The sequence below is a fragment of the Pseudomonas putida genome, assembly GCF_022627325.1.
Lineage (GTDB): Bacteria > Pseudomonadota > Gammaproteobacteria > Pseudomonadales > Pseudomonadaceae > Aquipseudomonas > Aquipseudomonas putida_X.
This window is the reverse complement of record NZ_JAETZZ010000013.1, coordinates 43,109-68,080: the sequence shown is the minus strand read 5'-3', so window position 1 is coordinate 68,080 and position 24,972 is coordinate 43,109. Positions and strand designations below refer to the sequence as shown.

Genomic DNA, 24,972 nt, shown 5'->3' with positions numbered 1-24,972 from the left:
GGCCCGGCCCGAGATGCCGGGCCTTCTTTTTATTTGCTCACGTCCGCGCAGAGGCCAACCGGCCGACTGCGCTGGAACGCTTGAAAAATATCCAACCTATAAGGGCCCGTGGGCACAGCGGCGAACCTGCTGCTACGCCTTACTTAGGGGCTCAACTGCCTTGAGTGCGAAGAGGGTGACTATGGCTAAGGCCGCTGATGTCGTTGTGCAATGCCTGGAAAACGAAGGTGTCGAGTATGTGTTCGGCATCCCTGGTGAGGAAAACCTCGACCTGCTGGAATCCCTGCGCAAATCGAAGATCAAGCTGGTACTGACCCGCCACGAGCAGTCCGCGGGCTTCATGGCCGCCACTTACGGCCGCCTGACCGGCAAGACCGGCGTCAGCCTGTCGACCCTGGGCCCTGGCGCGACCAACTTGGTAACCGCCAGTGCCTATGCCTATCTCGGCGGCATGCCGATGATGATGATCACCGGCCAGAAGCCGATCAAGAAGTCCAAGCAGGGCCGCTTCCAGATCATCGATGTGTGCGGCATGATGGACCCCATCACCAAGTACACCCACCAGTTCGCCTCGGCCGACAACATCCCGGCCCGTATGCGCGAAGCGTTCCGCCTGGCGGAAGAAGAGAAGCCGGGCGCGGTACACCTGGAGCTGCCGGAGGATATCGCTGCCGAGCAGACCGATGCGCTTCCAATTCCACGCAGCCTGCACCGCCGTCCGCTCGCCGAACACAGGTCGATTGAAGCCGCCGTTGAAAAGCTGCAGAGCGCACGCAGCCCGATCCTGGTGATCGGCGCCGGCGCCAACCGCAAGATGACTGCCAAGGTCCTCAAGCAACTGATCGACAAAACCGGTATCCCGTTCATCACCACCCAGATGGGTAAAGGTGTGGTCGACGAACGCCACCCGCGCTTCCTCGGCAATGCCGCGCTATCCTCCGGTGACTTCGTGCACCGCGCCATCGAAGCGGCCGACCTGATCATCAACATCGGCCACGACGTGATCGAGAAGCCGCCGTTCTTCATGGTCCGAGGCGGCACCGAAGTCATCCACATCAGCTTCCGTTCCGCAGAAGTCGACGCCGTTTACTTCCCACAAGTGGAGGTGATCGGTGACATCGCCAACTCTGTATGGCAGATCAGCGAAGCGCTGACCGACACCGCGCACTGGGACTTCAACCGCCTGATGGCCATCCGTGAGGCGAACGAAGCGCAAATCGCCGAAGGTGCCGACGACGATCGCTTCCCGGTCTACCCTCAGCGTCTGGTCGCCGATATCCGTCGCGTGCTGCCATCCGAAGGCATCGTCGCCCTGGATAACGGCATCTACAAAATCTGGTTCGCCCGCAACTACAAGGCACACAAGCCGAACACCGTGCTGCTCGACAACGCCCTGGCGACCATGGGCGCTGGCTTGCCATCGGCCATGGCCTCGCACCTGGTGTACCCGGATCGCCCGGTGATCTCGGTATGTGGTGACGGCGGCTTCATGATGAACAGCCAAGAATTGGAAACCGCAGTGCGATTGAACATGCACATTACCGTGGTAATCCTGCGAGACGATGGCTACGGCATGATTCGCTGGAAACAGGCCAACATGGGCTTCACCGATTTCGGCCTGGACTACGGCAACCCGGACTTCGTCAAATACGCCGAAGCCTACGGTGCCCACGGCTATCGAGTAGAAAGCGCTGACGCCTTGTTGCCGCTGCTTGACCACTGTATCGCCAACCCTGGCGTGCACGTGATTGACTGCCCTGTCGACTATAGCGAGAACGACCGCATCCTCAACAGCGAGCTTCGGGAACGAGCGCTGGCTATATAACCGACGCGTCATCCCCTCACTCGAAGGGTTTGGCTTGCTTAATCTGAGCCTCCTCGCACAACAAGAAGCGAGGAGGCTCCCTGAGCAAAGCCAAAAACGATCCCAGCGCAACTTTGATTATCTGAGCCTCCTGGTCCTTGCTTCGTAATCCCTCATAGAGCAGTCCGGTGATCAGTCCTTTGAAGACGCCGATTGAGGTGTGAACATCCAGATTTATGGGCAATTCCCCTTGGGTAACCGCATGCCGAAGAACTTGGCGAATGTACTGCAGGAACCGATCGCTCGCTTGCACCATTCGATTATGGATCAGGCCCGACTCATCAAGCCCTTGGTAAATCAAGATCTCCGAGAACTGCTTTGACTGGGGGCTATGCACGGCGTCCAGCATGGCGACAACCACCGCCTCCCAAGAACGCTCAATACCTAAGTCAGGAGTAAAGTCCAATTCGAGGGGATGCTGCCGAGATGCCAGCACCGCCTGGAGCACTTCCAGCTTCCCGTTAAAATGCCAGTAGACAGCACCACGCGTGACGCCTGCCTTCCGAGCTATCTGATCTAGGGTCGCGTCGGGAACACCCTGGGCAACAAACACCTCAAGCGCCGCATCAATAATGCGCTGTCTTGTCTCCTTCGCCTCAGCTGCCGTCTTTCTGGCCATCTTATCTAGGGAGCTTTCTTCGACGCGCGGCCGATAGCACGCTCTATGTTCAGCTTGCTCTGCAGCAGAGCTTTTTTGATCAAGTCTGACTGCTTGCTCGCTCTGGAACTCGGCATTACGACCGCGAGGGAGTAATACCCGAGGTAGGTATCCAAAAGCGTTGCGAATGAGCACACGCCATCAATGTGCTCGTCCAGATCGCTAGCAACGCCACTCTGCCGCACTTCGCTCAGTTGTTTGACAAGCGCCTTTCGCCCTAGGGTGTTGGAGGTGAATACTGGCAGCTGCTCGCCAAGCGCGGCTTGTAGGGTTTCGTCAGGTAATGCTGCCAAGAGGACTTTGCCGGCCGCCGTCGCTGCGGCGGGTACGTTAATACCAATCGGAAACACTACCCGCAGCTCTCGCTCTGACACGATACGGTCAAGCACGTAGATTTTATCTCCGGCCAGAGAAGCCAGACAGACCGACTCGTCCAGCTCCTCAGCCAGCGAGCGCAAGTACGGTTTCACCAACGAAAGAATGTCTGTTTGCGCCTGATTGATTAGCTGGCCAAGCGCAGGGCCAAGTCGAAAACCTCCGGCAGGCCCTAAAGCCTCGACTAGGAACTCTTCTTCCAGAGCGTTGATGATTCTCTGAACGGTGGAGCGAGGCAGCCCAACCAGTTGCGCAATGGCCGCCAAGCTCAAGCCGTGCGGATGACTGCCAAGCGCTCGCATGATCGAGGCTGCTCTGGCGATGACCTGGATGCCCCCGACCTTGCCAATATTTTCATCTGATTGGTTCATATCTTTCCTCTGCGCGTACGGCTGCGTCCTATCACATTGGCCGCCACTGTAGAGCTCTCTGCCTCCGCTAGCCAGCCACACATCGCGAACGCCTCAATCGGTAAACCTCGACCAACGGCGGCTCAGGCTTGCTTGCACCAAAAGTATCGCATAATGGTACACTCTACCGCATTACGATTCAGCAATAGCCCCCGTCATGCGGGCAGAGAGATGGAGCCAAACCGTGAGACAGATACGATCCCCGCGTGCATTACGGGTAATCCCCTTAACTGCGCTGATGCTAATTTCGGGATGTGGTGAGAAAGAACAGGTGAGCTCTGCAACTCCACCACCGGACGTGGGCGTGTACACCGTGCGTGCACAAGCTCTGACCCTGACAACTGACTTGCCTGGCCGGACTTCGGCATTCCGTGTAGCGGAAGTCCGCCCACAGGTTTCGGGGATTCTTCAGAAGCGGTCGTTTGTTGAAGGCGCTGAAGTCAAGCTGGGTCAGCAGCTTTATCAGATTGACCCACGGACGTACGAAGCGCAGTTGCGTCGTGCAGAAGCGAATCGAACTAGCGCACAAAACCTGGCTCGTCGCTATGAAACGCTGTTGAAGACCAAGGCAGTCAGCAAGCAGCAGTACGACGATGCGCTTGCCGCATGGAAACAAGCAGAAGCCGATTACCAGGTGGCTCGCATCGACGTTCAATACACACGGGTGCTTTCCCCAATCTCCGGGCGCATTGGTCGCTCGACGGTCACCGAGGGGGCGCTCGTTACCAATGGCCAAGCTCAGTCGCTCGCCACCGTCACGCAGCTGGACCCCATTTATGTCGACGTCACTCAGCCAATCACTAAGCTTCTTGGTCTGCAAAAGGCGCTGGAGTCAGGCCGCCTTCAAAAGACAGGCGAGAACCAGGCTGAAGTCAGCCTGACGCTGGATGACGGAAGTGCTTATCCACTGCCAGGAACTCTGAAGTTTTCCGAGGTGAGCGTTGATCCCACAACAGGTTCTGTGACCCTTCGCGCCGAATTTCCCAATCCTAATCGCAAGCTGCTACCAGGCATGTTTGTGCATGCTCTGCTGAAAGAGGGCGTGCAAAACGCCGCAATCTTGGTGCCGCAACAAGCCATCAGCCGCGACACGAGAGGTGTGCCAAGCGTCTGGGTCGTGAAGGCTGACAACACCGTCGAGTCCCGTGAGATTCAGACCCTCCGAACCGTGGGCAATGCTTGGTTGATCAGCAACGGCGTGACCGAGGGAGAGCGAATCATTACCGAAGGTGTTCAACGTGTTCGCAGCGGCATCGCTGTCAACGCGGTTGAGGCCAAGAATGTGAATTTGGTAGACGGCTTCGCCGCTATCACAGAAGCCTCGGCTAACTGAGGGGGCACCACTGATGTCTCGTTTTTTCATCGACAGGCCGATTTTTGCCTGGGTTCTCGCCATCGTGGCCATGCTGGCCGGCGCGCTGTCGCTGGCGAAGATGCCGATCAGCCAATATCCGAACATCGCGGCCCCAGCCGTTTCGATTCAGGTCAGCTACCCAGGCGCTTCTGCACAAACCGTACAGGACACGGTAGTCCAGGTGATTGAGCAACAGCTCAGTGGTCTGGATGGGTTCAGATATATGTCGGCTGAGAGCGCCTCTGACGGCAGCATGACCATCATCGTGACTTTTGAACAGGGAACCGATCCTGATATCGCTCAGGTTCAGGTGCAGAACAAGCTGCAGTTGGCGACACCACGTTTGCCGGAAGAAGTTCAGCGTCAGGGTCTTCGTGTAGTGAAGTACCAGATGAACTTCTTCCTGGTCATGAGCTTGGTGGACCGTTCGGGCAAGCTCGATAACTTCGACCTCGGTAACCTTATCGCTTCCCAGCTTCAGGATCCGATCTCGCGCATCCCTGGTGTCGGCGATTTCCAGCTGTTTGGCTCGCCATACGCAATGCGTATCTGGTTGGATCCCGGCAAGCTCAACAGCTATCAGCTGACGCCTACTGACGTCGCCAATGCTATCCGGGAACAGAACGTCCAGGTGTCCTCGGGCCAGTTGGGTGGATTACCAACTCGTTCAGGCGTCCAGCTGAATGCAACCGTTCTTGGCAAGACGCGCATGACGACGCCTAGCCAGTTCGATGAGATTTTGGTCAAGGTAAACGCGGACGGATCCCAGGTACGAGTTAAGGATGTCGGTCGCGCTGAGCTTGGTGCTGACAGCTTCGCCATTTCTGCACAGTACAAGGACTCGCCAACTGCAAGTCTGGCGCTGCGGCTGTCCACCGGTGGCAACTTGCTGGAGACCGTAGAGGCGGTCAAAAAGCTGATGGCAGAGCAAAAGGCCTACCTGCCTGACGGCGTGGAAGTGATTTATCCCTACGATACAACACCTGTCGTTGATGCCTCGATTGAATCGGTAGTACACACCATCTTTGAGGCAGTGGTACTGGTCTTCCTGGTCATGTATCTGTTCCTGCAGAGCTTCAGGGCCACACTTATCCCCACTCTGGCAGTTCCTGTGGTGCTGCTCGCCACATTCGCTCTTCTGCCGTACTTCGGCCTGAATATCAACGTGCTCACCATGTACGCCATGGTGCTTGCTATCGGCTTGCTGGTCGACGATGCCATCGTCGTGGTCGAGAACGTTGAGCGGCTTATGCATGACGAGGGCTTGTCGCCTCTTGAGGCTACCCGCAAGTCGATGGATCAGATTTCCGGGGCCTTGGTGGGCATCGGAATGGTGCTATCGGCTGTATTCGTACCAATGGCGTTCTTTGGTGGATCCGCTGGCATCATCTATCAACAGTTCGCGATCACGATCGTGGTCTGCATGGGGCTGTCGATCTTCGTCGCTCTTGTGTTCACCCCAGCACTTTGCGTAACCATCCTCAAAGCTCCGGAGGGTAATTCCCACCACGAGAAAAAGGGCTTCTTCGGCTGGTTTAACCGCGTTTTCGACCGCGGCACGGTGCGATTCGAACGAGGCGTCGGCGCAATGCTGAAGGGCCGCGGTAGGTACCTGCTCGCATTCTTGCTCATCACGGGGGGAACTGGCTATTTGTTCACTCAGATCCCGAAGGCGTTCCTGCCCAACGAGGATCAGGGCTTGATGATGATCGAAGTGCGTACGCCGGCAAACGCTTCCGCAGAGCGTACCGAGGGTGTACTTCAAGAGGTGCGAGACTACTTGGCCAATGATGAGGGTGCGTTGGTTGAGCACTTCATGACGGTGAATGGTTTCAACTTTGCTGGTCGTGGCCAGAACTCCGGGCTGGTACTGATCACCTTCAAGGATTGGGAGGAGCGTCACGGAGCCGGGCAGGACGTATTCAGCATCGCTCAGCGGGCTAATCAGCATTTTGCCAAGATCAAAGATGCCAGCGTCATGGCATTCGTGCCCCCTGCCATTTTGGAAATGGGCAACGCGATGGGCTTCAACTTGTACCTGCAGGACAACCTTGGTCTTGGCCATGAAGCATTGATGGCAGCTCGAAACCAGTTCCTGCAATTGGCAAGCGAGAACCCGAAGCTCCAAGCAGTGCGTCCAAACGGCAAGGACGACGAGCCGCAATTCCAGGTGAACATTGATGACGAAAAGGCCCGTGCGCTGCAGGTAAGCATCGCGTCTATCAACGAAACGATGTCGGCAGCCTGGGGCTCGATGTATGTCAACGACTTCATCGATCGCGGCCGGGTCAAGCGAGTGTATGTCCAGGGCGAAGATATCTCGCGAATCTCACCTGAGGACTTCGATAAATGGTACGTGCGCAATAGCCTTGGCCAGATGGTTCCGTTCTCGGCGTTTGCAACCGGTGAGTGGGTAAACGGCTCGCCTAAGCTGGAGCGCTACGGTGGTATTTCTTCCCTGAACATCCTCGGCGAGCCAGCCCCTGGATACAGCACGGGTGACGCGATGATAGCCATCGCTGAAATCATGCAACAACTGCCTGCCGGCATTGGCCTGAGCTACACCGGTCTCTCATATGAAGAAATCCAAACTGGCGACCAGGCACCGTTGCTCTACGCGTTGACTGTGCTGATCGTTTTCCTGTGCCTGGCCGCTCTGTATGAGAGCTGGTCGGTACCGGTCTCAGTGATCATGGTTGTTCCTCTGGGTATTTTGGGCGCGGTGGTGGCAACGCTTTGGCGCGACCTGACGGCAGATGTGTACTTCCAGGTGGGCTTGATGACCACGGTTGGCTTGTCCGCCAAGAACGCCATCCTGATCGTAGAGTTCGCCAAAGAGCTGTATGAGAAGGAGGGTTATCCGATCGTCAAAGCTGCGATAGAGGCCGCCAAGCTGCGTTTGCGTCCTATATTGATGACCTCGCTGGCATTCACCTTCGGTGTGCTGCCGATGGCCATAGCATCCGGCGCAGGCGCTGGCAGCCAGCACTCCATTGCTACCGGCGTCGTCGGAGGCATGATCACAGCAACGGTGCTGGCTGTCTTCTTTGTTCCGCTGTTCTACGTGGTAGTTGTCAAGCTTTTCGAGGGGCTCATGAAAAGAAAGCCAAACGCGGTCAAGGAGGTGACTCATGAAGTTTAAGTCACTCCCCATGTTTGCTTTGCTGATGCTCAGCGGATGCAGCTTGATCCCCGACTATCGGCAGCCAGCCGCACCGATGCAGGCACAATGGCCAACGGGCCAGGCCTACGGCGGGTTGGGAGACCAACGCAGTATCGCGGCGGCTCTCCCCAAGGCAAAAGAGTTTTTCAAAGATCCAGCGCTGGTCCGCCTCCTCGATGCAGCGCTAGAGAACAACAGAGACCTTCGAATCGCTGCCAAAAATGTTGAATCCTACAGAGCGCTGTACCGGATCCAACGAGCAGAGCGGTTTCCCACACTTGATGGCCAAGCCTCTGGAAATCGAACCCGCTTGCCTGACGATTTATCCCCCACCGGCGATTCTCGGATCGATAGCCAGTACCAAGTAGGCTTGGTGACTGCCTACGAGTTGGACTTATTTGGCCGAATCCGAAGCTTGTCGAACCAAGCACTTGAAAAATACCTCGCTACTGAGGAGGCGCAGCGCAGCGTTCAGATCGCACTCATAGGCGATGTGGCAACCACCTATTTTCTGTGGCGAACCGACCAAGCGCTCTTGGAGCTGACCGAAGCGACGCTGACCAGCTACGTTGAAAGCTTGGCAATGATCGAGTCGAGTGCTTCGGCAGGAACCTCGTCGGAGCTAGATGTTCGTCAGGCCAGGACTTTGGTGAACCAAGCCCAGGCCCAGCAGGCCTTGTACACCCGTCGAATAGCGCAGGATGTGAATGCACTGGAATTGTTGCTGGGCAGCAAGATTCCAACGGATTTGCCAAAAAACTCGCCACTGGCCATGAGCGCCCTAGGGAAGGTTCCAGCTGGGCTACCAGCTGATCTGCTGCTGAACAGACCGGACATCCGTTCTGCTGAACATCAACTTATGGCCGCGAACGCAAATATCGGCGCAGCTCGTGCGGCATTTTTTCCACGCATTAGCCTGACAGCTTCAGCGGGCTCAGCCAGCAGCGATCTTGATGGACTGTTCAACAGCGGATCTGACAGCTGGAGCTTCGCTCCACAAATCAGCGTGCCAATTTTTAACGCAGGAAAGCTGCGAGCTAATCTCGATTACGCTGAGCTTCAGAAGGATGTGGGCGTAGCGACCTACGAGAAGAGTATCCAAACCGCTTTTCGAGAGGTAGCCGATGGACTCGCTGCGAGGGGAACTTATGGCAAGCAGCTCAGTGCTCAAAGCGAGTTGGTTGATAATTATAAAGCCTATTTTAGCTTGGCTCAGCAGCGCTATGACCAGGGCGTCGATAGCTATTTGACAGTGCTGGATGCTCAACGCGAACTGTTTTCCTCACAACAGAAGCTATTGAATGATCAGCTCGATCAAATCAATAGTGAAGTCCAGCTTTACAAAGCCCTCGGGGGCGGCTGGAGCGTGAGTCGAAACTAAGATCCTGGGCAGCGGCTAGCAGTAGCGCTGCCCTAGATTTCGAATATTGAAATATTTTTCGAACTGAAGTGACTAATTATCGTCGATTTTAAATCGGGAGTATTAGCAATGGGGTTGATATCAGCAAGCGCGTTAGAGGTTCGCTTCGAAGACCGCCCTGACGATGAGGTACTTTTAGCCGTAGACGACTTGGTTAACGTGCTTCGCACTGCGCCGGGGTGTATGAGCTATACGATAATCGCGCTGAACAAGTACTTCAGCTCGATGATCATTAGCGGCTTCTGGGACAATGAGAAAGATATGATAGATCATTTTTCAAGCTCAAGTTTCGCAGCATTGACTGATTGCTTGACCTCCCATTGCCGAAGCATTTCCTTTAGAGCATTGTTCATTGACAATGAAATGTGGGGGCAACATGCAGAATCCTGAAAAAGCGCTACTGGATGCAGATTTACACAGCCTGATTACTTTCTTGGTGGTATATCAAGAAGGGGGAGTGACTCGGGCTTCTGAGCGCTTGGGTGTAAAACAGCCAGCTATCAGCAATACCATAGCTAAGCTTCGCAAACGATTTGGTGATGAGCTCTTTTTGGGTAAGCGGGCTTGGACACCGACAGAACGCGCAAACCAGCTTGCAACCGCTCTAGGACCTGCCCTCAGCACTTTGCAGGAGGCGCTTGCTAGCGTGGATAAAGAAAGCGTTCAGTGAGTCTCAAGGAAACATCTCTACCGCCTTTCCCCAGGCGATTTTACTCTCAGCCTCAACCGAAAATAAAAAAACCATGGCCTGACGGCCATGGTAAAGGGAGGTTATTATCCCATCCCAAGGAGCCAAGAAGAGATCACTGCGTGCTCATTCCATACGCAATGACTGAAGGGTGTTTGGTAAAAAAGCCGCCTGCAGGCAAGCGGCAACACCAAAGGGCAATGAAGGACACTCGGTTGGTACAAGGAGGGGTACCGCGCCTCGCTTCATTGAAAAACAAAGTAATGGAAAAACTAGCACTGGCAAAATCAAACACGCTGATAGTCACTATTAATAGACTCCTCAACCTGTACGTTCAACATTGCTCTAATCCAATCTTTCCTAGTTCTCGCCCCGCCGTTTGATCGTCATGGAAGGTGATTCTCCGAATCGCTGCTTGTAGTCAGACGAAAACCGACCAAGATGGGTAAAACCCCATTTTAGTGCGGTGGACGAGACCTGAACGTCTGGATGCTGCTGGGTTTCGAGCTCTACACGAACGCGCCGCAGGCGAATCTCCTTCAAGAACTGCATCGGCGATAGCCCACGGAATCGTTGAAAACTGAGTTGAACCGTACGAGCAGTCACGCCGGCATGCCTTGCAATTTGCGAGATCGTGAGAGGCTCCTGAGCATGCTCTTCCATGAACTCCTCAATCATCCGAACAACCGCAGGGACCACCCTTTTTTCGGCCGACTCTCGCAGCGCCTGGCTGTAATTACTTACATGAAAATCGATCAAAGAAGAGGCCAGCACCTCCCCAATTTGGCTTTGTAGATGCGATGAAACTAATGACTTGGACGATAGCTGACTGTAAGCCCACCCCATTGTCTGTAGCCAATTCAAGCCTGCTGGCGTATCCGTGGGCAGATGAGGCTGAAAGTAGATGTCTTGCTTAAGACTTCTTCCCAGCTGACGTTGAAGCATGGTTTCCAAGAGCGTTCGATCAATGCAGACGAGCAGCTTGTCAGTGCCAGGGAAATGATTGAAGAAGGAGTGTCGATGGTAGTTGAAAACCGTAGCATGTCCGGCGTTGCAGTTGAGGCGCGACTGATCACTGATCACGTGCTCATGTCCAGTAAGGACCGACTGGACCAGCACGATGTCATCCAGCTTCCCAGGGTTGATCGCTACCTCTCCCCCGAAGGACATTCTGGCAACCCCAGCCTCGCCGACCGATCGATGAAAAAATCGAGCCTTGAAATCGATTCCCTTTTTTTCAAGCCGGTTCTTGCAGAACATCCGCTCACCGCATAGCACCGCCTCCTCTAGGTCGGTCGACTCGCATACGCTGAAATCCGCGAGTACCTGATCAGAGGGTATAAATGGGGAGACGTTGGGCCAGGCCATGGAAAGCCCTCCAATACGGCGATGACTTATGCCAGCAACCTAGCAACATAAGAGAGCTGAGAACAACGTCAAGGCGACGATCTGTATCGTCGCCTTGCTTCGCCGTTATGCGTGCACGATGTGATAGTTCAAGAAGCCGCTGGCATCGGTTTGGATATCTTCAAGGGCTTGGTTGAGCTGGTCCAGTGTGTAAGGACGGGGTGCCCACTGATTGGTGTCGAGTAATCCCGCTCTGATCAACGCCATCAGCTCCTGCGCTTCTGCTGTGGTAAACCACAGTGAGCCGATGTAATGAAGCTGGGTACACATGAACGGGTGAGGATCGATCGGAATAGGTCCGCTTACGCCGCCGATCTGTACGATCTTTCCTCCCGACGTGACGGCGTTCATAGCCGAAACAGAAAGCTCTGCGGGAGCTTTCGCGCCAAGCGTATCAACTACCGCGTGGACTCCTCCCGGAGCCATGTCACGAATGCTTGCGTGCAAGTCGGTACTCGTGATCTGTAGGGAGCGAATGCGTTTTGGGGCCAATTGGCGAAGTCGTTCGAGTGCAGTCCTATCTCGCGCTGCCACGATGATATCCGTCACGCCCATCGCTAATGCTGCAAGCGTGGCTCCGATACCCAAGGTTCCTGAAGCCCCCAGTACTAGCAAGCTCTGACCGGGCGTGAGTTCAAGCTTTTTCAACGCAGAGTAAGCTGTGCCCAAGTATCCAAGGCGTGTGGCAACCTCGAATGGCAGTTCGTCAGCCAAGGTGATCAGGTTACGCGCAGGCGCTCGAAGATACTGGGCGTACCCGGCATGGCGATACTCGCGAAATACTTCACTCGAAGACGGACTGAATCCGAAATAGCCCATGAAGGTGTAGCTAGCGCACCGCGTCGGAAGGCCAGCCAGACACTGCTTACAGTTGCCGCAACTCAGTCCTGGATTGACATAGACCCGGTCACCTTCTTTGAAATCTTTCACAGAGCGGCCAACCGATACCACAGTACCTGCGGCATCCAACCCGAACACAGCAGGCAGCTCCGGCAGAGGTAGGAACGGGTACCACTCAGGAAAATTTGTGACTACGTTACGCAGATTTGGGATAACACCACAGGCGGCAGTTTTGATCAGGACGTCATGCTCGCCAACATCTGGAAGCGGAATTTCGTCCACGGTAAATTTGCCACCAACTTCGTGGAGGCGAGCAGCCAACATCGTACCTGGCATGAAGCAAACCCTCTTTTTTTCGTTGTCAGGGCTGTGAGGCTTTTGAAAGCCGTTGAGATATGACCGGCACATCGGCCACAGCTCCAATTATCCGCTCGGCTTCGAACGTGGCTATCCAGGCCGCATAGCCGCTATCCAGATAGCGAAATTAATTGATATCGCTCGATGAGGCTTGAATTGGTGTGGCCGGACTTTGAGCCAACTGACGCAGCCAGAGAATAGCTGCGTCAGCATCATCCCTCGGATGCCAAGCCATCATGAGTTGGAGAGGCTCGCTTTCAAATGGCAACTCAAACGTCTCGATGGCATCGTTATGGGACTGAGTAAGCATGCGAGGCATCGTACAGACCAAGTCCGTCGACATCAGAATCCCTGGAACCATCCCAGCGGTCGGCACGGTGAGGTAGATTTTTCGGCTCATGCCAGCGGAGCGCAAATACTCATCCATATACCCCCTAAAGCTCTCCCGCTCAGGCGACACGACAAGATGATTGAGTTCACAGTACCCATCCAGGGTAAGAGGCTCACTTCCACGAGGGTGCCCTTTGCGCTGCGCCATGACGAACTCATCGGTCCTAAGTGCCGTGCATCTCATCCCCAGAGGAACGCCGCGGCTAGAGTCGATCAGCAGATCGAAAACGCCTTCCTCCATCTGCCTTCCTATAAGCCCAGGATCAACGGCATTGAGAGACACCTGAATTTGGGTACCAGCGTGCTTGGCGATCGATGCAATCAACGGCTCACAAATGGTGCTTAAGGCGGTATCACAGGCGGCTATCCGGAAGACTCTCTTGTCGTTCCAAGGATCGAATCCCAACTCACTCTGAATGACTGAACCGAGAGTCATCAGGGCTGCACGTAGAGGTCCCCGCAGCGCCAATGCCCGGGCGGTGGGGGTCATGCTCCGGCCTTTTTGAATCGGGACCAACAGCGGATCGCCCATCAGCTCGCGCAAGCGCGAAAGCTGTGCAGACATCGCGGGCTGGCTGATGTGAAGGCGTGAAGCTGCCTTGGTCACATTCAACTCAGCCAGTAGTGTGTCCAGCGAAACCAAAAGGTTGAGATCAATACGCGACAGGTCCATAACCAATCCATCCCGATGATAGGTCGCATAACAATAAACAATTTCATGGATAGCTTCTTAAGATTTTAATGTTCTGGAAGACCTACGCTAATGGAGATCGACCATGACTAAACAGAAAGTACTGATAACGGCGGGGGCATCCGGAATCGGGTATGCGATAGCCCTGGCCTTCAGCAGCCGCGGCGCTGACGTCACGGTAGTGGACATAGACACTGAAGGCTTAAACCGCCTCCATACAGAGCATACGAGTATTCGCACCGCGGTATGCGATGTATCTGATCGCCGCAGCCTTGAACTCTGTATTCCAAGCCTTATCGAAGCCATGGGTGGTTTAGATGTGCTCATCAACAACGCCGGGGTATCGGGCCCCACCGCTCCCGTTGAGCAACTTGACCCCGATGAGTGGGACAAGGTCATGCAGATAAATTTGAATGGGACCTTCAACGTTACGCGCCTGGCCGTTCCTGCGCTCAAGCGTTCATCTCACCCCTCCATCATTAACATGTCTTCTGTCGCTGGACGACTTGGCTACCCAGATCGCTCCCCCTACTCGACCAGCAAATGGGGATTGATTGGTTTCACCAAGAGTCTTTCACGTGAACTCGGCGGGTACGGGATTCGTGTTAACGCCATTCTGCCCGGAGCTGTCGAAGGGGAACGCTTTGAGAACGTGCTCAAAGGCAGGGCCAATCTCAGCGGCAACTCCGTGGAGGAAGAACGTAGCAAGGCGCTTGCTGTTCAATCCCTCCAACGCCTGGTGGACCCGAAGGACATCGCAGAACTAGCAGCCTTCCTTGCATCGGACGCAGGCAAATCCATCTCTGGACAGCTGTTGCCAATCGACAACGACATGCAGCAGACGATGTGAGGTACGACCATGAGCATGCGTGAAAAACTGATTGGAACCTGGGTTCTCGAAACCTACACAGAATACCCAGTGGACGGATCTGCCCCTGTACATCCCTTCGGTGAACATCCTGAAGGATTCATAATCTACTCGGCAGATGGCTATATGTCGGCTCAGTTGAGCATGCCGAATCGGGCATCGTTTACATCAGGTGACTGGTTCGAGGGTACTGATGCGGAGTACCGCTCTCAAGGCCTGTCGTACATCTCCTACAGCGGCCCCTTTGATGTAGACGAACACTCGGGTGAGCTCACCCACACCATCGCAGTCTCGATGTTCCCGAATTGGATAGGCCAAGTACAGCCCCGAACGGCGAATTTGGTAGGTGATATCTTGGAGCTGGGCAATACCAGTCAATATCGATCAAGCGGAAGGGCAGTAAACGCGCGAATCCGCTGGCGTCGAGCAAAACCGCAAACTACCCAATGACAACTGATGGAGCAGGCTGACTTACGCCCAGCCGACAATTGCCGGCTGGGCCAACATTATCGCGTGCCTGCCGACGGGGGCTGGTCGCCGCTCAGCGCCCCTTAAGCCGGTCGATTAAATATGTTATTGAATCTTCTCAAGCCTGGCCAAGATCTGTTTGCCCGATAAATTATTAGCAACATATGCCTTAGCTAGCGATGAAGGATCTGTAAACAGAGGGCCATCAAAACTAATGCTTAGCACCGCCTGCCTGAGGTCATTCAGTAAATTGAAGATAAGATCCTGAGTCATAAGCTTCGGACCGAAACTTACATCTTCAACCCTATCGGCTTTTGCTGAATTCGTTACAAATACAGGTGTAAAGCCTCGATCCGGGGCTTCGATATGCTCTTTACACCATTCAAGACTTAGAACTAACTGCGCCGCCTCGACCTTGAAAAGGTCAGCATGTTTTTCCGTCTTCGCCTCTATGCAAAGTGCAACATCGTCAAATAGCCACAAATTATCTGGCCCTCTGCCGGTTTCTTTTTCCGGGCGACTTGATGAAGCACCCAAGACAATACCTAACTCCATAATACCTTGCTCAACAACTTCGGCTGGCATAGCAAAACTGAGTTTGGCAGCTATCTCGTCGAGCCTTGCAATCGCAGCATTAACTTGTGCGAACTGCCCCAGATAGTCCCGTGCAGCGATGCTCTGGTCTGTCATCCTGGCAAACTTCTTGTCAGCTACTTTATTTGGCCTCGGGAAGTTAGAGTTAGCTTCAAAAGCTGCTCGATATACCTCTGCAGCCGTAGCTGGATCGAAATGATGAAGGTACGCGCCCATTTTATAAAGTAGCTCAGCTTGCTGTATCGGGTGAAGACCTTGGGTATTACGCGCTTCGCGAAGATTTGTAACGGCGCCTTGATAATTGTTCCCTTTGGCAAACTTCCAGCTTGTTCGCGTCGTGAAAGCAATGGTCTCGTGAAGAGTTAACTGATTTTGCTGCCGTACGGACCTTTCAGGATGTTTTACTCTTGCACGATGTGCATCCTTCCATTGATCGTTACGAGAAAGTACTGCATTAACCATCCCTTGAATCGCGGTAACCAAAGTGGCTCCGCCGCCAAGCTTCACCAAGTCCTTCCCTAGATCGACCTGAGCCAGCGTACGAGGTTCAAGCAGATCCCTTACGCTTCGTTTACCAATGAAAGTGGCAATATCCGTCCCGACTAACAGAATTGCCGCGTAGTCGGCACTGGACCGAACGGCTCGACCGAGTGCTTGCTCAAATCTGTTTACTGTTCGAACCTCGAATGCAGGTGAATCTTTCTGTCTCTGCGCATCTACTTTATCACTGAGACGGTCGCCGGACGGCACTCCGTCAATTACGAGCACTCGGCACGCATCGTCGGGAAGATCTACCCCATCAAACCTTTGCGTAAATACAATGAAGTTGCGACTGCTAGATTTTAATTTATCAATTGCGGGTTCAAAATCCTTTCCTTGCGAAAGCTGTGCGCCAGCCTCCACCCAAACTTTGGCTTGGGCCTCAGAGCTAGTGAGGACAACCACGTTGGTCTGCTTCGCTAAATTAGAGCAAACCGCGGCGATATCCTTCTTAGAAGCATCAGGCGAAATCAATGATGTTGCCAACATCATCCTTTCTCCAGCACCTTCATCTTCAAGAGGCTCAATGACTCGCTTAAATGCATCAGGATCACAGTCGAGATCCCCTATAAAAGATGAGCCATCCTTGATGCTTGCTGACATAAAAAGACGGTGCTTAGCACTAGCATAAACAGCACGTTCTTCCACCGGCGGCACGGAAAGCGAGATCTCTGCAGAGGAACCTGAGATACAGACTCTAGCTTGGTCAAAATAGCGTGCTACGTTACCCCATTGGAAACGTAAATCATCTGTATCCTTATGTTCTTCTAGAAGCGCGACCACTTCAGCATGGATATTACTCCACACCCAGTAAGGCACTTCATATCGAGAATCGAATGCGGACGCCTTGATCCCTCTCCATGTAGCCGGATCAGATGCCTCGCAAAGCGGAAGAATCATAGCCTTAAACTTTTCAAAACAGGCGTCGGGAACCTTAACCGTATAACAAGCTTTAACTCGCTCCACCCCTGCGTGAACGTCATCAAGGACTAACGCTGCCGGACGTACTCCATTTGACTCAAGCTTACTGATAGCGTTGAAAATACGATCATATGAGCAAACCAGGATGGAATCACCAGCTAGTGCATCGTACGGTAAACCCGACGATGGGAATGTACTAGCGGGAACCCCAATTGCCTGGGCGGACTGTAAGACCTGCTCAACCAATTGGTTTGTAGGACAGACATATATGATTGGATCGCCTTTGTAACGGCAGCGCATCATCTCTGCATAAACCAACCCAACTACAGTTTTTCCTGAACCAGTACTTAGTTTTAGGACTATATCTCTTTCTGCTGCTTGCTCGTCCAACTTTCTCAATGCTGCTGCCTGCGCAGGCCGTAAGCTGATATGAGTTGCTTTCCTATCGAGTTGACCGAACAGATCTAATAGAGTCGGTGGGCATTCCGATTTAGTTTTTAAGGTAAGACTGGTGAAGTCGAACATTTGATCCCTCGCCTGTGTTTTGTCCAAGGTGGGATCTTTATTGATGGCCTTCTGCCAGTCAAGGTGGATGAGCAAACAGCATTGCCAGCCAGCAAGCTTGCGCTCAGTGGATTTCAATGCCACATGAGCGCGAACCGAACACGCTGTTCCTGAGTTCACTGCCTCACTGCATGAGGACCTGCGAGCACGGAATCCATAAAAATTGCTGTCAAACGTACAGTTGTACAGTCAGGATGCTGCCTAATCAAAGGGTTTGGCGGTTTCCTCTCGGTGCTCACCGGTGTTCACATGACGACTACGATCAGGGGTTGTCGGTGACCACCGAAGCCAACAGCTTCCCACCTTCGATGGCTGATTTCGTACACAAACCAGCAGACATCCATGAGCAGCGGCGGCTGCCAGAGGTAAAAACGTCCAAAAACCGCGCAAATTGCGTGCATTTGCTTGGGTTATTTCATTGCCTTGATCGGCATCCTGATAATCTCGGCCTCGCTCATGGATATTGGCGGAGGACTATCGGCAGATGCAGATGACACGGACTGGTTACAGATGGCTAAAAACCTCCAAAGCATGGACTTCACGACTACCACCTCCGGGAAAAAAACCTACATTTCAATGGACATGGTAGCCTTCAAGATATTCCTTGAAAATCAATAAGTTATCACTATGTCCATGGCTGACAATTAGTCGGTGCTGCCACAACGTATAACGGCAGTAAATCCGCGGCGCCCCGTTCGCGGGTAGACCCGCTCCCACAGGTACTGCGCCGCTCTTCAGGCTGGCGCTAACCTGTAGGAGCGGGTCTACCCGCGAACGGGGCGCCGCCGTTTCAGGCCAGTGAAAAGCCCCGGACTTGGGAAGACCAAGAAACTCCAACAGAATCGGATCACGCACAAAATCACGCGGACTCTGGCACCCCGTATGCACATTGGTCACAGCTTCCTACCTCACAGCCGCGCGATCTTGACTCGCCAACAGACGCTCGTAAAACAGCGTACCGATTTGCCGATTCAGCGCACGGCTGCTCCAATTCTGGAGGGCAGCTTCATTCATGTACCACTGCCGAGCGATGTCGCTGTCGACCTTGAGAAGCGATTGAGGAGGCCTCTGCGCGGCCAGTCGCTAAGAGACCTGAGGGTAAACGGTCAGTGCCAAGTAATATCTCCAGCCTCCCGAGTCAGCACCAATTCGGTCAACGCCCGCCCCATCTGCACGTTGTGCACGGAATTGACCAGCATGCCGATACCCGCCTCGCCGACATTGCCGCAGATGTATTCGTCGAGGGTGTCTTCAATACCGCGCAGTAACTGAATGACATAGAGCAATGCCTCGGCTGAGGGCATGTCGTTGTTGATGGTGTAGAACGAGCGGGAGCTGGGTTTTGCGGTGGGCGGATCAGGTACAAGCTTTTTCATGATGCTTCTCCGAGTTCAGTACACGAAGCCCCCACTCAACGTCCTCTCACAGAAGCAGGGTGGCAGCCGAACGCGGGGTGAGAGACCGGCGAACATCGGAATTCCGGCCAGGCAAACGCCTGCCCACGAACGGCTGCCATAACACTGGCACGATGTATCACCGGGCTCTCACACCCGATCGTCAAACCATGACGACCTGGGGAAATTAGCCCTGATACTCATCATCGACAACAGAGAAACGGCAGCTGCGCGCGTAGGATAATTCCCAAGCTAACTTGAACTGAAGTATTTGGTTTCAGGTTAGGAAAGATCCTACGCCTGAAGGCTTGCTCGGCAGTAGTGCCCAAAAAAACGAATGATGGTAAAAAACCCCGGCCAACGTTGACAGTAGTGGGTTGCTGTAGCCCGCGCAGGACAATTACCAAGCTATCGTGAATTGAAGCATCTGGTTTCAAGTGAGTACCTGGCTCACGCCTCGGGGCTGGCGCACTGCCGCCTGTTTGCGCCAGCCCACCACAAGCACTTCATGCGTCCTCCGCCCAGGAGCCCCACCATGCATGAAACACCTCCCCGCCCCGGCTTCGACTGGCAACGCTGGCTCCCCGGGCTGGCCACCCTGGTGCACTACCAGCTCGCCTGGCTGCCCAAGGACATCGCTGCCGGGCTGGTACTGACCACCATGCTGGTGCCCGTGGGCATCGCCTACGCCGAAGCCTCCGGTGTACCCGGCATCTACGGCTTGTACGCGACCATCGTGCCGTTGCTGGCCTACGCGTTGTTCGGCCCCAGCCGAATCCTGGTGCTCGGCCCTGATTCGGCGCTGGCCGCGCCGATCCTGGCGGTGGTGGTGCAGTACGCCGCCAGCGACCCCCAGCGCGCCATCGCCATCGCCAGCCTGATGGCCCTGGTGGCCGGCGCCTTCTGCATGATCGCCGGGTTGCTGCGCCTGGGCTTCATCACCGAGTTGCTGTCCAAGCCTATCCGCTATGGCTACATGAACGGTATCGCGCTGACCGTGCTGATCAGCCAGTTGCCCAAGCTGTTCGGCCTCTCGATCGACAGCCAGGGGCCCCTGCGCGATCTGTGGCGGCTGGCACAGGCCCTGATCGCCGGCCAGGGGCACTGGCCCAGCTTTGCCATCGGTGCCGGCAGCCTGGCGCTGATTCTGCTGCTCAAGCCCTACGAGCGCTTACCGGGCATCCTGATCGCCGTGGTGCTCGCCACCCTGGCGGTAAGCCTGTTCGACCTCGACCAGATGGGCGTCAAAGTACTGGGTGAGCTTCCCCAGGGCTTGCCCAGCTTCGCCTTCCCCTGGGTAACCGACATCGACCTGATCGAGGTGCTGCTGGGCGGCATCGCCGTGGCGTTGGTGTCGTTCGCCGATACCAGTGTGCTGTCACGTACCTACGCGGCGCGCCTGAAAACGACGGTCAACCCGAACCAGGAAATGTTTGGCCTGGGGGTAGCCAACCTGGCATCCGGGCTGTTCCAAGGCATCCCGATCAGCAGCAGTTCGTCGCGTACGCCGGTGGCTGAGGCGGCCGGCTCGAAAACCCAGCTTACCGGCATCATCGGCGCGGTGGCGGTGACCATCCTGCTGTTGGTCGCCCCCAACCTCATGCAGCACCTGCCCACCAGTGCGTTGGCCGCAGTGGTGATCGCGGCGGCATTGGGGCTTTTCGAGTTCGCCGACCTCAAGCGCATCTTTCGCATGCAGCAATGGGAGTTCTGGCTGTCGTTCACCTGCTTCGTGGGGGTTGCGGTGTTCGGCGCCATCCCCGGTATCTGCATCGCCGTGGCGATTTCGGTGATCGAGTTTCTGTGGGATGGCTGGCGGCCGCACCATGCGGTGCTCGGCCGCGTCGACGGCACCCGTGGCTACCATGACGTGCAGCGTTATCCACAGGCTCGCCGGGTACCGGGGCTGGTGCTGCTGCGCTGGGATGCGCCGCTGTTTTTCGCCAATGCCGAGCAGTTTCAGGCCAAGGTGCTGGCAGCTGTGGATGAGTCGCCTACCCCGGTGCAGCGCCTGGTGATTGCGGCGGAGCCGGTGACCAGTATCGATATCACGTCCGCCGACATGCTGGCCGAGCTCGACCGGGCCCTGGAGGCCCGGGGGGTCGAGCTGCAGTTCGCCGAGATGAAGGACCCGGTGAAAGACAAGATGAAACGGTTCGAATTGTTCCAGCACATGGGCGAGACGGCGTTTCACCCCACTGTCGGCGCGGCGGTGGATGCCTATCTGCAAGACACCGGGGTGGACTGGAAGCCATGAGCCGCTAAACGGCCTTGAGCCGACGCCGGTCGAGCCCTATCAGCAGGGCACTCGCATACAGCGACACGGCCAGAAACAACGCCATGCGGACCGCAAACGCCCGATAGACGTCCTGGCCAGCGGCACTGTCCTGCACTGACTGCCCCAGCAGGATGAGCAGGGTGGTCAGGCAGCTTACCCAGTACGCAGGGCTATGCCGCGTGCTCGCCACGCGATAGAGCCTGCGCCCCAGCCAGCACCGGCGAGCCGATGAGTTCGCGGCTGGCATGCCGGGCCCGGGTTTCGCCAGCCTGCTGCCCAAGGCTCATCGCCTTCATGACAAGCGGCATGAACGCAACAGCACAACGAACACCGGCGCGAATATGGGCACCGGCAAGCCAAGGCCGAAACTCGCCACCAGGCAGAGCGCCACGCCTAGCGCCAGGCGCAGCGCGCGCAGGCGGCGCAGCTCAATAGGCATAGGACCACCGTGGCCTGCAGTAGGCTGCCGTCATGTGGCATAGGTTCGTACCCTTGCGACCCTGCGCAGTGAGGGAATCAGAAACGCTCTTGGACCACTTTGAAGGGATAGGCTATGGCTTTGTACTTACCGATCTTGCCGCGTTTGGGCAGCTTCACCACCTTGTCGCCGGTGACGTCCTTGTAGGGAATGCGCGAGAGCATATGGCTGATGATGTTCAGGCGAGCACGGCGTTTGTCGTCGGAGTGGGCCAGAAACCACGGCGCCCACGATGAGTCGGAGGCAGCGAACATCTCATCGCGGGCGTGGGTGTATTCGTCCCAGCGGGAGTAGGACTTAAGGTCCATGGGCGAGAGCTTCCATACTTTGCGACCGTCATTGATGCGATCTTGCAGGCGGCGGGTCTGCTCCTGGGCGCTGACTTCGAGCCAATACTTGATGAGGATGATCCCCGACTCGACCATCAGCTTCTCCAGCAAGGGGACCACCGACAGGAACTTGCTGGCCTGCTCCTCGGTGCAGAAGCCCATTACCCGTTCAACACCGGCGCGGTTGTACCAGCTGCGATCGAAAATCACCACCTCCCCCGCTGCGGGCAGGTGGTTAAGATAACGCTGGGCATACATCTGGGACTTTTCCCGTTCGGTCGGCGCCGGTAGTGCCACCACGCGGAACACACGCGGGCTTACCCGCTCGGTGATGGCCTTGATGGTACCGCCCTTGCCGGCACCATCCCGGCCCTCGAACAAGATGCACACCTTCAGGCCCTTGGCCACGACCCATTCCTGCAGTTTCACCAATTCCACATGCAGGGTTTTGAGCTGTTTGTCATAGGCCTTGCCGCTCAGCTTCTCAGCGGGCGCCTGCAAGTCTTTCTTCCTGGACGGCTTGGCCATGACACGCTCCTTTGGGGCGAATGAAAGTCAGTATGGTCGATCCCCGGGGTTTTACTTGGCCAACTTGCTGTAGCTGGTCATCAGGTTGCGGTAGTCGGGAATGTGGTTGGAGAACAACGTGCCCAGCCCTTCGACATCATTGCGCCAGTCGCGATGCAGCTCGCAGGCCACCCCGAACCAGGTCATCAGTTGCGCCCCGGCTGCCTCCATCCGCCGCCAGGCCGAATCGCGGGTCAGCTCATTGAAGGTGCCGGAGGCATCGGTAACCACGAACACCTCGAAACCCTCCTCCAGCGCCGACAACGCCGGGAAGGCCACACAGACTTCGGTGACCACGCCGGCGATAAGCAGCTGCTTCTTGCCCGTGGCCTTCACCGCTTTGACGAAATCTTCGTTGTCCCAGGCATTGATGTTGCCCGGCCGGGCGATGTAAGGCGCGTCGGGGAACTGCTCCTTGAGTTCTGGCACCAGCGGCCCGTTGGGACCGGTTTCGAAACTGGTGGTGAGGATGGTGGGCAGCTTGAAATACTCGGCCAGGTCGGCCAGTGCCAACACGTTGTTCTTGAAACGGTCGGGGTCGATATCGCGGACCAGCGACAGCAAGCCGGTCTGGTGATCGACCAGCAGCACTGCGGCGTTGTTCTTGTCCAGACGCTTGTATTGGAAGGCCATGACAGATCTCCTTGCGAACGCAGGTTGGGAGTTTCAGCGTAGGCAAGGATTGAGGTTGGGATACGCCGTCAGTCGGCGAAGGCCTGGATGATCACGTCCACAGCATGTCAGTTACGCACTCGTCGGTACTGCTGGGTCGGACTGCGAGGTGAATCTGGCTCTGTCATTTCGATCAGCCCTGCAGCCAAAGCAGGTTTCAGATAGCTTTTGCTGAACGTGGGGCGGTGAGAAAGTCCTAGACGCTGCATCAGCTCGTTGCTTTTCAACGCGGAACCGGGCGGAAGAATACTCAAAAGGCTGGCTACTTGATCGGTTACTTGATCGGTTACTTGATCGGTAGCCCTGGCTTCAACAAGTGCCTGCAGCAGAGCACTCAGCATGAACTCAGCAAACGGTGTTGCCTCAGCTGCCTGGCCTGAAGCTGCAAGCGCTGCGTAATAGGCTTCCTGTTGCTCACGGATAACAGTTTCCACCGGCATGAATGCCATAACAGGACGCCAGCGACTTAGCAGGAGTGTCTGCCATAACCTCCCCATCCGCCCGTTACCGTCAGCGAACGGATGGATGAATTCAAATTCGTAATGAAACACGCAGCTTACAATCAGAGGATGCCACTCACTGCGGGCCAGCCAATGCAGAAGATCCTGTACCAGCGTTGCAACCCGGCTGGCGGGTGGCGCCATGTGCAGCAGCTTTGCCTCACGGTAGATACCCACGCCACTCTCGCGGAAGTGACCTGCATCATCAATCAGACCCTGCATCAGTAAACCGTGCGCAGTCAGCAAATCGGATTGACGATCCGGCTGCCAGGCCGGCATCGCATCGTAAGCAGAGAAGGCGTTGCGGACTTCCTGGATCTCGCGTGGCAAACCCATTACTCGCTTGCCATCCAATAGCGCGGTCACCTGCTCGACGGTAAGGGTATTGTTTTCAATGGCAAGCGAGGCCTGGATGGTCCGTATACGGTTACCTCGGCGCAGTTGGGGTGTGAAGGTATCCTCCCGATGAGCCGTCAGTTGCCCCACGCACTCACTGATCTCGGCGACCAGTGCCAATATTCGCGGCGTTACTGTCAGCGGCGGCTGATAATTGCTCATCGCCTGTATTTCCTTTGAATTCAAAAGACCTGAAGAGGGGCTGCATTGCCACCCATAGGCCACACGCAATTGCCTTCACCTTATCCACTGCTATGGCATGGATAAAGCAAGCGGGGCTGTTGGTTCACGAATTTCTAAACTAATTATTTCCCCCCAGCGATTTTTCCCCCCGCCCCTCCCCACCAGAATCGCTTCACCACAATCACAAAAACCGTGAGGCCACTCCCGTGGACCAGACACTCCAGGTACGGCAGGCCGCCGCCGACCTCGTCGCCGCCTTCGCCAGCAACGACACCGCCCGCTACTTCGCCTGCTTCAGCGAAGATGCCACCTTCCTTTTCCACACCTTGGCGCAACCGCTGCTGTCGCGCGGTGCCTACGAGGGCCTCTGGGCCCAATGGCAGGCCGATGGCTTTGCCGTGCTTAGCTGCGTTTCGCGCAATGCCCAGGTAAGCCTGCAGGGTGATGTGGCGGTTTTCATGCACGATGTTGCCACGCACATCCGCATCGCTGGCGAACAGCAGCAACTGGCCGAGCGCGAAACCATTGTGTTCCGCCGCCACGGCGAACGCTGGCTGGCCTGCCATGAGCACCTGTCGGTCGTCACCGCAGCCTGATTCACCT

Annotated in this window: 22 protein-coding genes and 1 pseudogene; 10 read left to right on the top strand and 13 right to left on the bottom strand. The window is 55.7% G+C overall.

All coding sequences use genetic code 11. The features are described from left to right. The first annotated feature begins 181 nt into the window (after positions 1-181). A complete protein-coding gene (locus tag JNA92_RS20070; RefSeq protein WP_084851564.1) occupies positions 182-1,825 on the top strand; it encodes an acetolactate synthase large subunit in 1,644 nt (547 codons plus the stop codon). 16 nt (positions 1,826-1,841) lie between these two features. Here JNA92_RS20070 and srpR read toward each other — a convergent pair whose 3' ends face one another. Next, positions 1,842-2,483: a solvent efflux transporter antirepressor SrpR gene (srpR, locus tag JNA92_RS20065; RefSeq protein ID WP_182387384.1), complete on the bottom strand. Its 642-nt coding sequence runs from the start codon at positions 2,481-2,483 to the stop codon at positions 1,842-1,844. 5 nt (positions 2,484-2,488) lie between these two features. Then, on the bottom strand, positions 2,489-3,268 hold the full coding sequence (gene srpS, locus JNA92_RS20060; protein ID WP_182387382.1) for a solvent efflux transporter transcriptional repressor SrpS: 780 nt from the start codon (positions 3,266-3,268) through the stop codon (positions 2,489-2,491). 223 nt (positions 3,269-3,491) lie between these two features. Between srpS and srpA the strand changes: the two genes are divergently transcribed. The 5 genes from srpA (at position 3,492) to JNA92_RS20040 (ending at position 9,914) form a co-directional block, all read left to right on the top strand. Further along, complete coding sequence (gene srpA, locus JNA92_RS20055; protein ID WP_143514767.1) at positions 3,492-4,640, top strand: solvent efflux RND transporter periplasmic adaptor subunit SrpA; 1,149 nt, start codon at positions 3,492-3,494, stop codon at positions 4,638-4,640. A 13-nt stretch (positions 4,641-4,653) separates the two neighbouring features. After that, positions 4,654-7,803 (top strand): solvent efflux RND transporter permease subunit SrpB, encoded by a 3,150-nt coding sequence (srpB, locus tag JNA92_RS20050; protein ID WP_182387381.1) that lies wholly within the window; start codon positions 4,654-4,656, stop codon positions 7,801-7,803. Then, positions 7,793-9,205, top strand: a complete 1,413-nt coding sequence (gene srpC / locus JNA92_RS20045; RefSeq protein ID WP_182387380.1) for a solvent efflux RND transporter outer membrane subunit SrpC — start codon at positions 7,793-7,795, stop codon at positions 9,203-9,205. The genes srpB and srpC overlap by 11 nt, the downstream gene beginning before the upstream one ends. Before the next feature lie 108 nt (positions 9,206-9,313). Next, positions 9,314-9,634, top strand: coding sequence for an antibiotic biosynthesis monooxygenase (locus tag JNA92_RS26170; RefSeq protein ID WP_182387379.1), 321 nt, complete (start codon positions 9,314-9,316; stop codon positions 9,632-9,634). Then, positions 9,621-9,914 carry a LysR family transcriptional regulator gene (locus JNA92_RS20040; RefSeq protein WP_182387378.1) on the top strand — a complete coding sequence of 98 codons (294 nt, stop codon included), beginning with the start codon at positions 9,621-9,623 and terminating at the stop codon, positions 9,912-9,914. Before JNA92_RS26170 ends, JNA92_RS20040 begins: the two co-directional genes overlap by 14 nt. A gap of 378 nt (positions 9,915-10,292) precedes the next feature. Here JNA92_RS20040 and JNA92_RS20035 read toward each other — a convergent pair whose 3' ends face one another. From JNA92_RS20035 to JNA92_RS20025, 3 genes are all read right to left on the bottom strand, one after another. Further along, positions 10,293-11,300: an AraC family transcriptional regulator gene (locus JNA92_RS20035; protein WP_236232119.1), complete on the bottom strand. Its 1,008-nt coding sequence runs from the start codon at positions 11,298-11,300 to the stop codon at positions 10,293-10,295. A gap of 105 nt (positions 11,301-11,405) precedes the next feature. Further along, a complete protein-coding gene (locus JNA92_RS20030) occupies positions 11,406-12,515 on the bottom strand; it encodes an alcohol dehydrogenase catalytic domain-containing protein (protein WP_182387376.1) in 1,110 nt (369 codons plus the stop codon). A 148-nt stretch (positions 12,516-12,663) separates the two neighbouring features. Beyond that, entirely contained in the window at positions 12,664-13,599 is a 936-nt protein-coding gene (locus JNA92_RS20025) for a LysR family transcriptional regulator (protein WP_182387375.1), read from the bottom strand. A gap of 103 nt (positions 13,600-13,702) precedes the next feature. Here JNA92_RS20025 and JNA92_RS20020 point away from each other — a divergent pair, with 103 nt between their 5' ends. Beyond that, positions 13,703-14,467, top strand: a complete 765-nt coding sequence (locus JNA92_RS20020; protein WP_182387374.1) for an SDR family oxidoreductase — start codon at positions 13,703-13,705, stop codon at positions 14,465-14,467. Positions 14,468-14,476: 9 nt separating this feature from the next. After that, positions 14,477-14,935 (top strand): lipocalin-like domain-containing protein, encoded by a 459-nt coding sequence (locus tag JNA92_RS20015; RefSeq protein WP_182387373.1) that lies wholly within the window; start codon positions 14,477-14,479, stop codon positions 14,933-14,935. A gap of 123 nt (positions 14,936-15,058) precedes the next feature. Here JNA92_RS20015 and JNA92_RS20010 read toward each other — a convergent pair whose 3' ends face one another. From JNA92_RS20010 to JNA92_RS20000, 3 genes and pseudogenes are all read right to left on the bottom strand, one after another. Beyond that, complete coding sequence (locus tag JNA92_RS20010; RefSeq protein WP_236232117.1) at positions 15,059-17,656, bottom strand: DEAD/DEAH box helicase family protein; 2,598 nt, start codon at positions 17,654-17,656, stop codon at positions 15,059-15,061. A gap of 723 nt (positions 17,657-18,379) precedes the next feature. Then, a pseudogene (locus tag JNA92_RS20005) lies at positions 18,380-18,625 on the bottom strand (PDDEXK nuclease domain-containing protein); the annotation flags it as partial. Positions 18,626-18,678: 53 nt separating this feature from the next. Next, entirely contained in the window at positions 18,679-18,948 is a 270-nt protein-coding gene (locus JNA92_RS20000) for a hypothetical protein (protein ID WP_241806313.1), read from the bottom strand. A gap of 553 nt (positions 18,949-19,501) precedes the next feature. On the opposite strand from JNA92_RS20000, the gene JNA92_RS19995 reads away from it, so the two are divergent. Continuing rightward, on the top strand, positions 19,502-21,223 hold the full coding sequence (locus JNA92_RS19995; RefSeq protein ID WP_241806312.1) for a SulP family inorganic anion transporter: 1,722 nt from the start codon (positions 19,502-19,504) through the stop codon (positions 21,221-21,223). Between the two features lie 4 nt (positions 21,224-21,227). Here JNA92_RS19995 and JNA92_RS26165 read toward each other — a convergent pair whose 3' ends face one another. The 5 genes from JNA92_RS26165 to JNA92_RS19970 all read right to left on the bottom strand — a co-directional run bounded on the left by JNA92_RS26165 (position 21,228) and on the right by JNA92_RS19970 (position 24,348). After that, positions 21,228-21,434, bottom strand: coding sequence for a hypothetical protein (locus JNA92_RS26165; RefSeq protein WP_241806311.1), 207 nt, complete (start codon positions 21,432-21,434; stop codon positions 21,228-21,230). 102 nt (positions 21,435-21,536) lie between these two features. Continuing rightward, positions 21,537-21,683 (bottom strand): DUF2955 domain-containing protein, encoded by a 147-nt coding sequence (locus tag JNA92_RS19985; RefSeq protein ID WP_241806310.1) that lies wholly within the window; start codon positions 21,681-21,683, stop codon positions 21,537-21,539. 77 nt (positions 21,684-21,760) lie between these two features. Continuing rightward, positions 21,761-22,579, bottom strand: a complete 819-nt coding sequence (gene ppk2, locus JNA92_RS19980; protein WP_241806309.1) for a polyphosphate kinase 2 — start codon at positions 22,577-22,579, stop codon at positions 21,761-21,763. A gap of 51 nt (positions 22,580-22,630) precedes the next feature. Continuing rightward, on the bottom strand, positions 22,631-23,251 hold the full coding sequence (ycaC, locus tag JNA92_RS19975; RefSeq protein WP_046784574.1) for an isochorismate family cysteine hydrolase YcaC: 621 nt from the start codon (positions 23,249-23,251) through the stop codon (positions 22,631-22,633). A gap of 107 nt (positions 23,252-23,358) precedes the next feature. After that, entirely contained in the window at positions 23,359-24,348 is a 990-nt protein-coding gene (locus tag JNA92_RS19970; RefSeq protein ID WP_241806376.1) for a Fic family protein, read from the bottom strand. 227 nt (positions 24,349-24,575) lie between these two features. On the opposite strand from JNA92_RS19970, the gene JNA92_RS19965 reads away from it, so the two are divergent. Further along, the gene (locus JNA92_RS19965; protein ID WP_241806308.1) at positions 24,576-24,965 is read left to right on the top strand and encodes a YybH family protein; all 390 of its coding nucleotides are present in this window, start codon (positions 24,576-24,578) and stop codon (positions 24,963-24,965) included. Positions 24,966-24,972: the final 7 nt, after the last annotated feature.

Excerpts from the sequence above, each read along its gene's own strand:
- JNA92_RS20070 (WP_084851564.1), top strand. The coding sequence starts at position 182 with ATGGCTAAGGCCGCTGATGTCGTTGTGCAATGCCTGGAAAACGAAGGT.
- srpR (WP_182387384.1), bottom strand. The coding sequence starts at position 2,483 with ATGGCCAGAAAGACGGCAGCTGAGGCGAAGGAGACAAGACAGCGCATT.
- srpS (WP_182387382.1), bottom strand. The coding sequence starts at position 3,268 with ATGAACCAATCAGATGAAAATATTGGCAAGGTCGGGGGCATCCAGGTC.
- srpB (WP_182387381.1), top strand. The coding sequence starts at position 4,654 with ATGTCTCGTTTTTTCATCGACAGGCCGATTTTTGCCTGGGTTCTCGCC.
- srpC (WP_182387380.1), top strand. The coding sequence starts at position 7,793 with ATGAAGTTTAAGTCACTCCCCATGTTTGCTTTGCTGATGCTCAGCGGA.
- JNA92_RS26170 (WP_182387379.1), top strand. The coding sequence starts at position 9,314 with ATGGGGTTGATATCAGCAAGCGCGTTAGAGGTTCGCTTCGAAGACCGC.
- JNA92_RS20040 (WP_182387378.1), top strand. The coding sequence starts at position 9,621 with ATGCAGAATCCTGAAAAAGCGCTACTGGATGCAGATTTACACAGCCTG.
- JNA92_RS20035 (WP_236232119.1), bottom strand. The coding sequence starts at position 11,300 with ATGGCCTGGCCCAACGTCTCCCCATTTATACCCTCTGATCAGGTACTC.
- JNA92_RS20030 (WP_182387376.1), bottom strand. The coding sequence starts at position 12,515 with ATGCCAGGTACGATGTTGGCTGCTCGCCTCCACGAAGTTGGTGGCAAA.
- JNA92_RS20025 (WP_182387375.1), bottom strand. The coding sequence starts at position 13,599 with ATGGACCTGTCGCGTATTGATCTCAACCTTTTGGTTTCGCTGGACACA.
- JNA92_RS20020 (WP_182387374.1), top strand. The coding sequence starts at position 13,703 with ATGACTAAACAGAAAGTACTGATAACGGCGGGGGCATCCGGAATCGGG.
- JNA92_RS20015 (WP_182387373.1), top strand. The coding sequence starts at position 14,477 with ATGAGCATGCGTGAAAAACTGATTGGAACCTGGGTTCTCGAAACCTAC.
- JNA92_RS20000 (WP_241806313.1), bottom strand. The coding sequence starts at position 18,948 with ATGAAAAAGCTTGTACCTGATCCGCCCACCGCAAAACCCAGCTCCCGC.
- JNA92_RS19995 (WP_241806312.1), top strand. The coding sequence starts at position 19,502 with ATGCATGAAACACCTCCCCGCCCCGGCTTCGACTGGCAACGCTGGCTC.
- JNA92_RS19985 (WP_241806310.1), bottom strand. The coding sequence starts at position 21,683 with ATGCCTATTGAGCTGCGCCGCCTGCGCGCGCTGCGCCTGGCGCTAGGC.
- ppk2 (WP_241806309.1), bottom strand. The coding sequence starts at position 22,579 with ATGGCCAAGCCGTCCAGGAAGAAAGACTTGCAGGCGCCCGCTGAGAAG.
- ycaC (WP_046784574.1), bottom strand. The coding sequence starts at position 23,251 with ATGGCCTTCCAATACAAGCGTCTGGACAAGAACAACGCCGCAGTGCTG.
- JNA92_RS19970 (WP_241806376.1), bottom strand. The coding sequence starts at position 24,348 with ATGAGCAATTATCAGCCGCCGCTGACAGTAACGCCGCGAATATTGGCA.